Raw genomic sequence first — 13,330 nt, 5'->3', positions numbered from 1 at the left:
TAGGCATCACTGGATCGGTGCTAGCGTGTCGATCCCCGTGCTGGCGTCCGTTTGTGGCGGAGGGGGTGGGACATCACGATCCCGGTAGGACGGCAGGTCGTTTGCTCCAGCTCCGGCCGGTTGTGCCTCCAATCTCGCGATCATCTGTTTCATTTCGGCGATTTCGCGGATCTGTGCATCGATGATGCCATCGGCGAGACGTCGCACTTGCGGATCCTTGATGTGAGCCCGTTCGCTGGTCATGATCGCAATGGAATGATGCGGGATCATCGCCTTCATATAGGCGACGTCAGACACGGTCTCCTGGCTGCGAACCAGCCAGAGCGATGCTAGGGCCACGATCACGCTGCCAATGACGATCCCGATGTTGAAGCGTCGATTGGGATACATCCCCCACATGAATGCGATCATCAGGACGGCCATAACGGACCCCATCAGCAGAGCCATCCACATGCGGGTCTGACTGAACAGGACGTGCCCGAACACATAGGTGTTCAAGTACATCAAACCGAACATCACGAGCGTCGAGACCGCGATCATCGCGGCGAAGCGCGTGTATGACATCATGCCGCTCCTTTCCTCGGACTATAGCATCGCAAATTGATCATCGCGGAAGCGCGTAGGCGACAAGGGCATCGCTAACCGGCGTCTCCATGAAATGATGACCGCCAGCCATGATGACCAGATATTCGCGCCCATCAGCCCCCTGATAGACCATCGGCGTAGCCTGACCGCCACCCGGCAACACGTCCTGCCACAAGGTCTTGCCCGTGCGCATGTCGATCGCGCGGATGAGATTATCGGTCGCGGCCGCGATGAAGATAACGCCACCTGCCGTCACGACCGATCCACCATTGTTGGGCGTGCCGATCGTCAGTGGTAGCATGGAAGGTATGCCGAACGGCCCATTGGTGCGCGCGGTACCTAGCGGTCGGTCCCAGATGGTTTTGCCCGTTGCCATGTCGATTGCGCGAATCCCACCGTAAGGAGGTTGCTTGCACAGCATGCCGGTGAATGGCAGCCGCCACCCGGCATTGACGTTGATCGCATAGGGCGTGTTGGCTTGCGGATCACCGGCCCCTTCGGCGCCGCCGATCTTGCCATGCGCCTGATCACGCGGCGCCCATCCACGCTTGTTGGCTTCGGCGCGGGGAACGAGCCGGACATAGTTCGGCATGTCGTTATAATTGGCGACAATGACGCCGCGCGCGGGGTCTACCGCAACGCCACCCCAATCGGTGCCGCCATTATAACCGGGATATTCGATCGAATGCCTCTCGCTGGTTGGGGGCGTGAAGAATCCCTTGTAACTGGCACTGCGGAACTGGATGCGGCATATCATCTGATCGATCGGGGACATGCCCCACATGTCCCGCTCCGTCAGGTCGGGTTGCCGCAATGTATGCCATAGCGACACGGACTGTGTCTTCGCACGCTCAGCGGGCTCGACGCCGCCTCCTGGCGCCTTGATGGTCCCCACGGGAGTCAGTGGTCGGCCGGTTGCCCGATTGAGGATATAGATGTCGCCCTGTTTGGAAGGCAAAACAACGGCGGGCACGCCCTTATAATCAACCAGCGTGGCCTGCGCCCCGAAGTCATAGTCCCACACGTCCTTCCGCACCGCTTGGAAGCGCCAGCGGGGCTTGCCCGTGGTGACGTCAAGCGCAACCAGTGAAGTAGCGAACTGATTTTCCTGAGGCCTACGCGAGCCGGAGAAATAGTCGGCAGACGCATTGCCCATGGGCAGATAGACCAGTCCAAGCTGCTCGTCCCCACTCGCCATCGTCCACATATTGGGTGTGCCACGTGCCCATTCCTGGCCGGCGGGCGGATAGCCGTCCCACTCGGGATGCATCATGTCCCACGCCCAGCGCAGCTTGCCTGTAACAACGTCGAATCCCTGGATTACGCCAGAGGGTGCCCAACGGTTCTGCCCATCCAGAATCTGATGCCCGACAACGAGAACGCCCTTGACGAGCGTCGGAGGCGAAGTGATCGAGACATAACCCGGAGGCGTTTTACCCATGCCGATCTTGGTGTCGGTCTGGCCGTTCGTTCCGAAATCGCTACAGGGTTTTCCGGTCCGTGCGTCGACGGCGATCAAGCGGGCGTCCAGCGTACCTTCGATAACGCGCGCTGCGCATGCGGCGTTGGATGACGCGCCCGTCGTGGTGGCGTAAACCACACCGCGGCATGCTGCAGTATAGGGGATGGCTTCGTCGGGAACTTGAGGATCGAACCTCCAGCGTTCCTTGCCGGTTACAGGGTCCAGTGCTATCATGATATTTTTGGGGGTGCACAGATACAGGGTGTTGCCGACCTTGAGCGGCGTCGTCTCTGCGCCATAGGTTCCCTCTGCGCGCGCCGAAGGCAAATCGCCGGTATGGAAAAGCCAGGCGCGTTCGAGTTTGCCGACATTGGCGGGGTTGATCTGGCTGAGCGCCGAATAGCGCCGCGCTGCGCCCGTACCGCCATAGGATGGCCAGTCGGCACCAGTTGCCTGCCCCGATGGATCGGCCATCGCATTGCTGCTGGCCGCTGGAAGCATGGCGACCGATCGCGGCCGCGTGCCCAGAAATGTAAACAATATAGCCGCGAGAACCACGGCACCAAACGCGCCAACCCCTGCAAAGCGCCAGCGATATCGCGTCTGCGTCAACGTCGGAATGATGAGGATCGTTGCGATCAGCAGCACTAGCGGTGCCACAACCCGCGGCACGAGTGCCCAGGCATTCCCTCCGACTTCCCAGAATGCCCAAAGCAAGGTGACAGCGAATATGGCGATATACAGCCATGCGCCTGTCACTCGCCCTCTGAAAAGAAGAACACCGGCCACGAGCATCGCCACGCCGGTTAGAAAATAATAGAGTGAACCGCCCAGAACAGCGAGCCAGATGCCACCGACAGCGAGAACTAATCCGATCAGACCAATCAGTGATCCTAGGATCGACGCTGGCCAGGAGCGTGGTCTAGTCATGTGCTGCCCTTCTTACGCGTTAGAGGCGTGGTCAGCAGCGCTGTCCGGAGCGAAAGCCCGATCCCATCAACTAAGTGTCAGCAGCACTGCTATACATTCCGGTCGACGAAAGTCATTTTTGGCGCGAAGGGCCAGGCATGGCCCGAGGGCCCTTGCTGGAGATGTTGGCGCGAACGCGGTTCTAATCCTTCCGACGATGAAAGGGAACGGGCGGGACTTGTGAAGGTTCCAGATTAGTTGGGTAAGACCGCAGGTCTTGCACTGAAAGCTAAAACGGGCATCCTCCACTGCGCACGCAAAGCGTAGCATGAACGATGGTATAATGGTCTGCGCCGGTTCTTGATCATACATGCTCCCATGGATCACGATGAGCAGCGAAGCGCTACACGCCATCATTTCGAAGCCGGATCGAGGGTCCAAGAGGCGACAATTGAAGGAACGCCATGGCTGAACAGGAAATTGCTAATCTTGGGTTGCTGCTCGTGGTTTGCATCGGTTGTAGCAATAGCCTCTCGTCGCATTGGTCTGCCATATACGGCAGGCCTTGTTCTCGCGGGGATCGCACTAGCCTTTCTGCCGATCGGGGCGGGTCTCCCGCTCACGCGTGAGCTGATCTTCAACTTGTTTCTACCTCCCTTGATCTTCGAGGCGGCGCTTCAATTGAAGTGGCGGCAGTTTCGCGCGCAGACGCTGCTCACTGTCGTTCTTGCCTTTGCAGGTGTCGCGATTTCGGCCGCGGTCGTCGCGATGGGGATGCACCTGCTACTGGGATGGGGCCTGCTCGGATCAGCATTTTTTGGCGTGCTGATCGCCGCGAATGATCCTGTATCTGTTATTGCTGCCTTCAAGGAGATGAATGCTGAACCGCGATTGCGGCTGGTCGTGGAGTCAGAGACCTTGCTCAACGACGGCGTCGCTGCAGTCGCTTTTGCTGCTCTGGTCGGAATTGCGGGAGGCGGTGTTTTCACGCCCGTGGGCGCAGCTGGACACCTCGAAGAACCATCGGATTATGTCTTGATGGACGCAGGAGAAGGCTCCAGCGGGCGGGTAGTGCCGATTCCGATGCATCGATCCGCTGATTGTCTGGACGGAGCCGATCGTTGGGTCCGGTTTTCGTGTCATGCAGGCACAGCGCGGCCTTCAAGCCATGCGAGGCGCTGGAAATTATAGACCAGGTTGGCCCTGTCTCTTATACACATCTAGATGTGTATAAGAGACAGGGTCAATTCCGATATGGTTTTTGTAGCCGAACATCGGAATGGCCAGATCGACCGGCTTGGCCGCCCTGGGATCGGTGCCTTCCTGGACCTTGGCCCCTTCGACAGGCTCAGGACACGCTTGCTATATTTGATCGACCAGCGTGCATCGCGGTCTTTCAGCCCGACCTTGGCAGGTGTCCATTCCTGGGGGATGCGGCCTTCCTTGACTGCCGTCTTTTCCTCCTGTCTCTTATACACATCTAGATGTGTATAAGAGACAGGGTCAATTCCGATATGGTTTTTGTAGCCGAACATCGGAATGGCCAGATCGACCGGCTTGGCCGCCCTGGGATCGGTGCCTTCCTGGACCTTGGCCCCTTCGACAGGCTCAGGACACGCTTGCTATATTTGATCGACCAGCGTGCATCGCGGTCTTTCTGCCCGACCTTGGCAGGTGTCCATTCCTTGGGGATGCGGCCTTCCTTGATTGCCGTCTTTTCCTCCTGGGTGTTGCGCTGCTTGGGGGCGGGCACGACGGTGGCATCAATGATCTGACCGCCCATGGCCAGATATCCCCGGTCCTTGAGCGCGGCATCGAAGCGCGCGAACAAGCGGTCGATCGCCTTGGCCTTCACAAGCCGTTCGCGGAATAGCCAGACCGTGGTGGCATCCGGCACAGTGCCTTCCAGCCCCATGCCCAGGAAACGCTGGAACGATAGCCGGTCCTTGATCGGGAACTCGGTCGCCTCGTCGGACAGCGAATACAACGCCTGTAGAACCAAGATTTTGAACATCAGCACCGGATCGAACGGCGGTCGTCCGCCCTTGTTACGAGGACCACGTCGCAGCGCGGCCACAAGCGATCCCCGGAATAGCTCGAAGTCTACCACCGCCGATAACCGCTCCAGCGGATCGCCTGCCGCGCTCAGCGCCTCATATCGGTCCGAAAGATCTAAGAAACCCGGCTGTCCTGCCATCTCTGCCTCCGCCACAGCGTCGGCCACGTGAATCAAATCTACCCCTCAAAGGCCAGCGTTTTTCGAGGCGTCCAGCTGATCGCGATCCGGGCCGACGTCGCCAGCGAGCGCGACGTGGAAAAGGCGTTCGATAAGATTACAACCTGGAATAAGGCGGCGGAAGAGGTCGAGGGCATCGATCTGCTCGTCTCCAATGCGGGCCTTGCCAATCCGGTCAGTGGTCCGATCGAAAGCCTGGAGGTTAAGAAATGGCAGGTGTGGCAGGACAGCCACGTGACTGGCGCTTTTCTGATGGTGCGCGCTGCCGTCCCGCTCCTGCGCCAGCGTAAAGGGGCGATCGTCATCATGGCATCGACCCGCGCGATCCAGTCAGAACCCGACACGGAGGCCTATGCGGCGGCCAAGGGTGCGCTCTGCGCCCTGACCCATGCGCTGGCGATTAGCCTTGGCCCCGACATCTGTGTCAATGCCATCTTACCCGGCTGGATTGAAACGCGTCCTTGGGCCAAAGCACAGGTGCGCGAAGCGGTGGAACATAGCGCAATCGACCGGGATCAGCATCCTGTCGGCCGGGTTGGCGAACCGTCTGACATCGCGGCTACGGTCCTCTTTCTGGCGTCCTAGGGCGGAGGATTCATTACGGGCCAGCAGATTGCCGTCGATGGCGGCATGACCCGAAAGATGATCTATGCGCATTGACGGTTCGCTATAGCACGCGGCATTGATCTTGTGCGTCAGCGCGCTGGAGGTCGATCATGCGGGCGGCATCCTCAGGCGTCCCAAGGACCAGTGGTTGCCGCCATTGTGCCATCTGCGCCAATTGGCCGCCAAAGCTGGCGAACGGCGCCCAATTTCCATCTTCCCCCTGAAACACCAAGGCGCCTGACGCGCGCGCAAGGGCTATCCCCCCGGCGACATCCCAGATGTTTGGCGTTGCGAACCTGGCGACTTGCAGAAGGCCTGCCGCGACGAACGCACATTCGATCGCGGCCGACCCTGTCTTGCGCGCATCCCAAGGTCCGATGCGAGACTGGCCATGCGGGTCGCCCGCGAGCCGTTTGCGGACGGCGGGATTGGGCATGCGGGAGACGTGTTCGCCCTCAAACTGCAAACCCGCGCCGCCGCTATGATAGACACCTGGCGCCAGCAAATGACTTGTACTGCACCAGGATGCGCCAACGACTGGGACGCCCCGGTAAAGAACGCCAACGGATGATGCGAATAAGGGAAAGCCGTTGATGAAGTTGCTCGTCCCATCAATCGGATCGACCGCCCAGACGAAATCGCTGTCGCGCGCCGGCTGAATGGCCATCTCTTCGCCGATGATGCCATGGTCTGGGAAATAACTGGCGAGATGGCTGCGGATCTTCGCTTCGACCCGGCTGTCGACCTCACTTACCGGATCGCGCATCAAGGCAATGGCGTTGTCGTCCCCTTTATAGTCCACGGCTATAAGGCTGCCCAGCGTAGCCATGATTTCCCGACCGCCAATCGTGGCCAGTTCCACCGCCACAGCTTCCATGCGGGCAAGTAAGTCGGGCGTTGGCATCGGCTCAGCAGGCGTCATCGTCATGCCCCGTCATGCTGGCGGGCACCAATATCGTCACCGGCTCGTCGTCCAGCCGGACTTCGACCATCCATGCCTCGTCGGGCATGTCGATGGGGCGATCGTCGATCCGCGGGCACAGACCGCTGGCCTCAAGCGTGACGACGCAGCCGGTTTCCAATCGCGCCGGTGGCGGGCCGGAGAAATGTTCGGCCCAGCCGACCATGGCGTCGCGATCAATCTCGCCAACGAGCAGGATGTCAAGCAGTCTATCCTGTGTGTTCGCCCTTGGTGCGAAGGGGAGCCGTGGCCCGATTGCGCCGATGTTGAGAATTTCGACAAGCAGCCACGGCCCTTCGAAACGGCGGCCATCAATATCTACGGTGCATGCGACCGGCTTGGCCGTGCGCAGCGTCTCGCGAAAAGCCGCGCGGCCATTTTCACGCTTTTCCTCCGGAGTATCGGGCGACTCATCTACAAGTTCGATGGATTGATTGAGCGCACCAAGACCTACCGCTTCCAGAAAGCCTTTCCGTCCGAACGGCCCGGTGACGCTGCCTACGGTAAGCCTCTTGTCGCACGCCTTGTCGAGACCAGCAATGACGGCGTCGATCGATTGCCGAATGCCCAGCGCCCTTGCGACATTATTGGATCCGCCCATGGGCAGGATCGCAATGGGAACAGACCGGTCGGGTATCTCGGTTGCCACCGAAGCTACGGTCCCGTCACCGCCTGCGGCGATCGCCATCTCCACGCCGTCCATGCCAGAGCAGATGTCGTCGCGTCCATGTTCGCAATAGCGGATAGCAAAGCCAGCCTCTTTCAATTGACCCATGAGCGACCGGATCGGCTCGGGCTTTGTTCCCGCATTGGGGCTATGGACGAGGAGTGCCTTCACAAGAAATATCTGCTATTCAGCCTGTACATCCTCGCCAACATGCTACTCATAGTTGCGCCCCGAATTCTTCTAACAGGCTGCGGAAAAAGGCGCCGCAGTGGTCACCGTCGATCTGCGTTCGAAGGAGGGGGACTGGTCTGTCGCTCGTTTCAGGGTGAAATTCGGAGATACCGGCCACGTTGGCGCGGTCGTGGTGACGTGAGCGACACGATTAGGCCGCGGCCAGAAGTTTTGGCAGTCTGATGAGGTTGTAGGCGGCAGCGGTGAGCGTAAAGGACCATCCGACGCGGTCCTGGCCTCGATGGCGGGTCTTTCGCATGGTGCCGCAGGTCTTCGTCCATCCGAACACCTCCTCGATCCGCTTGCGGATTTTCTGGGAGAGGCCGTAGCCGGGATGGCGTGTCGTGCGCCTGTCGATGGCGGAGCGCCGGTTGGTGTTGTTCTGGGCTACGTGCGGGGTGACCTCCATCTCGCGCAGCGCCGCGACGAAGGCGGCGGTGTCGTAGTTCTTGTCCGCGCCCAGTGTAATCCGGTGGCGTCCTTCCATGCGGCCCAACATGGTCAGCGCGGCCTCGCGTTCGGCGGTGCCGGTGGCGTGGGTGAGGATCGCATCGACGACGAGGCCGTTGCGGTTCTCCATCAGGACATGGCCCATGTGGCACAGCTTCGCTGCCTGGCCGCGCGCCTTCTTGAATAGTCGGGCATCAGGATCTGTGGTCGATGCATGGGTTGCATTGCTGCGCTTCTCGCCGCGAAAATCGCGTTCGGCATTACGGTCGGTCGGCGCTGCTGCCTGCTCGCTGCGGCTGGAAGCCAACCCGGCGTCATCGTCATCTCCGGGGCCGCCTTCATCCTTGGGTCTGAAGCTTTTCGCGCTTGCCCACGCTTCGATCAACGTGCCGTCCACCGAGAAATGATCGTCCGAAAGAAGAGCTTGCACGCGTGGCTGGTTGATGATGGCCGACAGGAGCTTGGCGGCAACGTCCCCGGACAGCAGCCTCTCGCGGTTCTTGGTGAAGACCGTGACATCCCAGATCGGCGCATCCATCGCCAGGCCGACGAACCAGCGAAAGAGCAGGTTGTAGTCCATCTGCTCCATCAACTGGCGTTCCGAGCGGATCGAATAGAAGGCCTGCAGGAGCAAGGCCCGAAGAAGTTTCTCGGGTGGGATCGACGGCCTCCCGATACGAGAATACAGGCCGTCGAAGTCCGCGGACAGCACTTCGAGCGCTTCATCGACAATCGCCCGGATCGCGCGAAGAGCATGGTTCGCCGGCACCCGAGCCTCGCAACTCACGTACGAGAACAGCCCCTCGCTCCGTTCATCACCGCCGCGCATCCCGATCCCTTCAACATCCCTCTACGGGATCCTGGAATCAGCAATGCCACATCAAGGCAAGCGCCTTTTTCCGCAGCCTGCTAAAACGGCCGTGACGACTTCGACCTTGGCATCGTCGTGCAAATCAATCGAAACCATGATCCCGCCAGCGAGAGGAACATCATCCCTTTCGTTCTGATCGACCGCCTCGCTATCTGCGCCTCCGGTCCGGTTGCCCGCGCTGTTGTCTGGCCCGGATGCCGCTACGAAAATGTCGGTGCGTTCGATACCGACTTCCTGGACCAGCCGTTCTACCGCCATTTCCGTCTGATCCCGGCTATCGAATGTGCCTATCAATGTGGTACTCATGGTGATCCTTTCATCGGGGCTTGGCATCGGTGCGATCGGCCTCTGGATAACCTTCCGGTTCTACCATGCCCACAGAGGGACGATCCTCCACATCCTCCTGCGACTTGCCGCCGCCTGCGCGGAGATCGGGATCATCGCCACCAGGTCGGACGTCGCCGGCAAGCTCGCGACAGGGCAACTCGTCCCGCTGCCCTTTTTCCGGGTCGAGACCATTTTCGTTTCCAGGCATTCATCCAGGCCTTCCGTAGCATGGGGCGAAATCCTCGCCGCTATTTGTATGAAACGCTTTGTATGAAGCGCTGATCGCGCGATCGGTTGCATGCCATCTTCCGACTTTCTTCAAGGAACGACATGCGTTGTGCGCCGTTATGCAGAACATATAAAGAACGTAGAGGCTATCATGAGCAAACTGCATAATCCCAAACTTGACGAACATCCGGTGTCGAATGCTGAAAAGGACCCTGCCAATTGGGAGTCGGGTGATGAGCCCATCACCGGCGCGCAGGCTTCATATCTGGCTACTTTGTGCGAGGAAGCAGGCGTAACACTACCAGATGGTGACCTGACCAAAGCGGAGGCGTCGGTGAAGATCGACGAGATGAGGCTAAACTTGGTCGAGAATGACAATGGAATAACGACGTGGCTATGTCGCGCTTGTCCAACATCACTCATGAATATGGGGACGCCCTCATTATGATGTCCTATCCGTTGAACTTAACGTCGATCAGCCAGAATTCCCAATAGGCTATTGGACCCATCCGACATTCGTGCGTTGTCCGCTCATACCCACAGGCAGTCTCCGAACGATCGGACTGCTTCATGCGGACATCATATGGACGGCTGGAGAATGCCCATGACTATGGCGACAGACGATGCCCCACCAACGACATCGAAATTGAATGAGGAGCGCGTGAGTGGGATCGCGGCAGTGTCCCAATTCAGGGAGGGCGACCTAATCAGGCGCTCGGTCACGATCAACCGCCCTCGCGACGAACTTTTTGCCTATTGGCGCGATTTTTCCAATCTGCCTTCGTTCATGGACAATGTCGAACGGATCGACATAGTGTCCAGTACCACATCGCATTGGGTGGTGAAGGGTCCGGCCGGGCGCACCGTAGAATGGGACGCAGCCATCACCGAGGAGAAGGCCGGCGAGTTGATCGCCTGGACGTCCGCAGCAGACGCTGACATCCCCAATAGCGGGCGCATCGAGTTTCGCGATTCTGGCGATCGTGGTACCATCGTCACGGCAACCATCGCCTATGATCCGCCCGCAGGAGTGGTGGGCAAGGTGATCTCCAAACTATTCCAGCGCGAACCAGCCATCCAGGCACGGCGCGATCTGCGCCGTTTCAAACAACTGATGGAGACAGGCGAGGTCGCAACCGCGGCCTTTACCCAAAAGCAACGCGACAAGGAGACAATCTGATGCGTGCGCTCACATGGCACGGCAAGCATGACGTCCGCGTGGACACCGTTGATGACCCAGAACTCCTCAATCCGCGCGATGCGATAATCAAGATCACGTCGACAGCGATCTGTGGGTCCGACCTGCATCTCTATGATGGCTATATTCCGACCATGCAGGCAGGTGACATACTTGGCCATGAATTCATGGGAGAAGTGGTCGAAACCGGTCCCAAATCGACCCTGCAGAAGGGGCAGCGGGTCGTTGTTCCTTTCACCATAGCCTGCGGCAGCTGCTATCATTGTGGAAAGCATCAATATTCTGCCTGCGACAATGGCAACCCGGCCGACAATCAGGATCTTGGCCAGGAAATGTACGGCCAGCCGATGTCGGGCCTGTTCGGATACAGCCATCTGACTGGCGGCTATGCGGGGGGCCAGGCTGAATATGTCCGCGTTCCGTTCAGCGATGTGGGACCGATCGTGGTGCCAGATGGCTTGGAGGATGACGAGGTACTGTTTCTTTCGGATATCCTGCCTACCGGCTGGCAGGCGGCAGAAAATGCGGATATCGAACCAGGCGATACGGTCGCTGTATGGGGCTGCGGTCCGGTCGGGCTGTTTGCGGTCCAGTCCGCCTTCCTGATGGGCGCCCACCGCGTCATCGCGATCGATCATTTTCCGCATCGGCTGGAACTGGCAAAGAAATTCGGGGCTGAGACGATTAATTTCGAGGAATCGAAAACTTACGAAGCCTTGATGGAAATGACCGGCGGGATCGGGCCGGACGCGGTAATTGACGCGGTTGGCCTGGAAGCCCATGGCTTCTTTGTCGACAATGTCATCGATCAGATCAAGGCGTCGCTGTTTCTAGGGACTGATCGCACCCATTCGATCCGCCAGGCGATCCACGCCTGCCGCAAGGGTGGCCGCGTCTCGATGCCAGCCGTCTATGGCGGCTTTGTGGACAAGTTTCCCCTGGGCGCGTTCATGGAGAAAGGTCTGACCCTCAAGACCGGTCAGACAAGCGTGCAGCATTATATGCCGGCCCTGCTCAATGCTATTCTCGAGGGCAAGATCGATACGACCTTCCTGATCTCGCATCGAATGGGTCTGGAAGATGCGCCCAAAGGCTACAAGATGTTCCACGACAAACAGAATGAAGTCACCAAGATCGTGCTGAAGCCCGGTCTTTCCGCCGCCGCGCAATAGGAGGGAAACACATGGCCAACAAATTTGCGATCGTCACCGGCGCCTCTACCGGCATCGGCTTCGAACTTGCCTCCATAGCAGCCGAAAACGGGTATGACTTGCTGGTCGTGGCTGATGAACCGTTGATTGAGGCTGCGGGACAGCATTTCAAGCAGCATGGCGTCGAAGTTATTGCGGTCGAGAGCGACCTTTCGCTACTGCAAGGCGTAGATACGCTCCTCGCTGCGGCCAAGGGCCGGCAGGTCGATTTGCTATGCGCCAACGCCGGGCGCGGCCTGGGCCACGCTTTTCTTGATCAGGAGGTGAGCGACTGGCGGCGTGTCATTGATACCAACATCACAGGTACCCTGTATCTTCTCCAGCACGTGCTGAAGGCCATGGTGGCGCGTGATGACGGCAAGGTGCTGATCACCGGTTCAATCGCTGGCTTCATTCCTGGGAGCTTTCAGGCGGTTTACAATGGCAGCAAGGCGTTTGTGGACAGCTTTGCCGATGCGATCCGGAACGAGATCAAGGGCAGCAAAGGGGTCACCATCACGACCCTGATGCCAGGGCCAGTGGAGACGGAGTTTTTCGATCGTGCTGGCATGCTCGACACCAGCGTCGGATCGTCCGACACCAAGAGCCATCCTGCCGACGTCGCGCGCGATGGCTGGGAAGCACTGATGAAGGGCGAGGCGCATATCGTGTCCGGGTGGAAGAACAAGGTACAGGCGGCCCTAGCGCATGTGACGCCCGCAGCCGCGTTGGCGGAACGACATCGAAAAATGGCGGAGCCCGGGTCAGCCAACAAAGGCTAGAATGCCTGTGCCAACCTATCGTCCGGAAGCGGCATGGCGTGCCGAGGAAGCAGCAACCGGACGCCCGTGGGGAACGGGAAGGGCGCGTTGGGATTTGGGGAGGCCCGTAGTGCCGAGGAAGCCGGGTAATGCCGGTGGAGGGAAGGAGCCTTCAGTTCAAGACGAGCGCAACAAGCGGTAAGGCGTAGGGGATTGGGAAACCTATCCACTTCAAAAGCGTCCGGAAACGGCAGGCGGCGGTGCAGGCGAAAGCGTAGGCGGAAGCCGACTATCGTTTCTATGGGCTTTACTACAAGATCAGCCGCGAAGACTTTTTGACCCAGGCTCATGCCCACATAGGCGCACCAGGCGACACTGCGGCACTTCCTCACTCTACCAGGAGCCGTCGGCGGTTCATAATCTCCCTTTTGGTAATCAAGATTGATCTATAGTCGGGGCGTCGGGACTCCCGAGGCAGTTTACACTGGCAAAATAGGAAATTGCGCGAGATGAAGGCCTCGAGGGCATCATGATAAACGACGTGCGATTGACATTGGACAGGCTCATCTGTCAACGGCGGAGCAAAATCCGGCCACACGGCGGCGTAAAAGTAGGCCACTTGGCGGCGCAAGCGGGGAACGTCGGGAG

General features: G+C 59.3%; 12 protein-coding genes and 2 pseudogenes. 7 read left to right on the top strand and 7 right to left on the bottom strand.

The features are described from left to right. Positions 1-6: 6 nt before the first annotated feature. A complete protein-coding gene (locus FE851_RS18695; protein ID WP_196871670.1) occupies positions 7-567 on the bottom strand; it encodes a DUF305 domain-containing protein in 561 nt (186 codons plus the stop codon). A 37-nt stretch (positions 568-604) separates the two neighbouring features. Continuing rightward, a complete protein-coding gene (locus tag FE851_RS18690) occupies positions 605-2,977 on the bottom strand; it encodes a membrane-bound PQQ-dependent dehydrogenase, glucose/quinate/shikimate family (protein WP_145205861.1) in 2,373 nt (790 codons plus the stop codon). A 357-nt stretch (positions 2,978-3,334) separates the two neighbouring features. On the opposite strand from FE851_RS18690, the gene FE851_RS18685 reads away from it, so the two are divergent. Beyond that, on the top strand, positions 3,335-4,147 hold the full coding sequence (locus tag FE851_RS18685) for a cation:proton antiporter (RefSeq protein WP_261371074.1): 813 nt from the start codon (positions 3,335-3,337) through the stop codon (positions 4,145-4,147). Between the two features lie 305 nt (positions 4,148-4,452). Here the strand turns inward: FE851_RS18685 and FE851_RS18675 are convergent. After that, positions 4,453-5,153: pseudogene (locus FE851_RS18675) on the bottom strand (transposase); the annotation flags it as partial. A gap of 27 nt (positions 5,154-5,180) precedes the next feature. Between FE851_RS18675 and FE851_RS18670 the strand changes: the two are divergent. Continuing rightward, positions 5,181-5,777 (top strand): SDR family oxidoreductase, encoded by a 597-nt coding sequence (locus FE851_RS18670; RefSeq protein WP_261371073.1) that lies wholly within the window; start codon positions 5,181-5,183, stop codon positions 5,775-5,777. 82 nt (positions 5,778-5,859) lie between these two features. Here the strand turns inward: FE851_RS18670 and FE851_RS18665 are convergent, their stop codons facing one another. The 4 genes from FE851_RS18665 to FE851_RS18650 all read right to left on the bottom strand — a co-directional run bounded on the left by FE851_RS18665 (position 5,860) and on the right by FE851_RS18650 (position 9,284). Beyond that, a complete protein-coding gene (locus tag FE851_RS18665; RefSeq protein ID WP_222422973.1) occupies positions 5,860-6,726 on the bottom strand; it encodes an inositol monophosphatase family protein in 867 nt (288 codons plus the stop codon). After that, complete coding sequence (locus FE851_RS18660; protein WP_186378913.1) at positions 6,707-7,597, bottom strand: diacylglycerol/lipid kinase family protein; 891 nt, start codon at positions 7,595-7,597, stop codon at positions 6,707-6,709. The genes FE851_RS18665 and FE851_RS18660 overlap by 20 nt, the downstream gene beginning before the upstream one ends. 211 nt (positions 7,598-7,808) lie before the next feature. Further along, positions 7,809-8,936, bottom strand: a complete 1,128-nt coding sequence (locus FE851_RS18655; protein ID WP_103098074.1) for an IS5 family transposase — start codon at positions 8,934-8,936, stop codon at positions 7,809-7,811. Between the two features lie 51 nt (positions 8,937-8,987). Further along, positions 8,988-9,284 (bottom strand): hypothetical protein, encoded by a 297-nt coding sequence (locus FE851_RS18650; RefSeq protein WP_145205855.1) that lies wholly within the window; start codon positions 9,282-9,284, stop codon positions 8,988-8,990. Between FE851_RS18650 and FE851_RS26285 the strand changes: the two genes are divergently transcribed. The 5 genes and pseudogenes from FE851_RS26285 to FE851_RS18625 all read left to right on the top strand — a co-directional run bounded on the left by FE851_RS26285 (position 9,283) and on the right by FE851_RS18625 (position 12,703). Then, positions 9,283-9,579, top strand: a complete 297-nt coding sequence (locus tag FE851_RS26285) for a hypothetical protein (RefSeq protein WP_186378912.1) — start codon at positions 9,283-9,285, stop codon at positions 9,577-9,579. The genes FE851_RS18650 and FE851_RS26285 overlap by 2 nt on opposite strands. Positions 9,580-9,684: 105 nt before the next feature. Beyond that, a pseudogene (locus tag FE851_RS18640) lies at positions 9,685-9,888 on the top strand (DUF3072 domain-containing protein); the annotation flags it as partial. A gap of 249 nt (positions 9,889-10,137) precedes the next feature. Next, positions 10,138-10,713, top strand: a complete 576-nt coding sequence (locus FE851_RS18635) for an SRPBCC family protein (protein WP_145205849.1) — start codon at positions 10,138-10,140, stop codon at positions 10,711-10,713. Beyond that, positions 10,713-11,903 (top strand): zinc-dependent alcohol dehydrogenase, encoded by a 1,191-nt coding sequence (locus FE851_RS18630; RefSeq protein ID WP_145205847.1) that lies wholly within the window; start codon positions 10,713-10,715, stop codon positions 11,901-11,903. The genes FE851_RS18635 and FE851_RS18630 overlap by 1 nt, the downstream gene beginning before the upstream one ends. Before the next feature lie 11 nt (positions 11,904-11,914). Continuing rightward, positions 11,915-12,703, top strand: a complete 789-nt coding sequence (locus tag FE851_RS18625) for an SDR family NAD(P)-dependent oxidoreductase (RefSeq protein WP_145205844.1) — start codon at positions 11,915-11,917, stop codon at positions 12,701-12,703. Positions 12,704-13,330 lie beyond the last annotated feature (627 nt).

This window comes from Sphingobium sp. B2 (assembly GCF_007693735.1).
Lineage (GTDB): Bacteria > Pseudomonadota > Alphaproteobacteria > Sphingomonadales > Sphingomonadaceae > Sphingobium > Sphingobium xenophagum.
The sequence above is the reverse complement of the archived record's forward strand: the minus strand, read 5'-3'. Positions and strand labels throughout refer to the sequence as shown.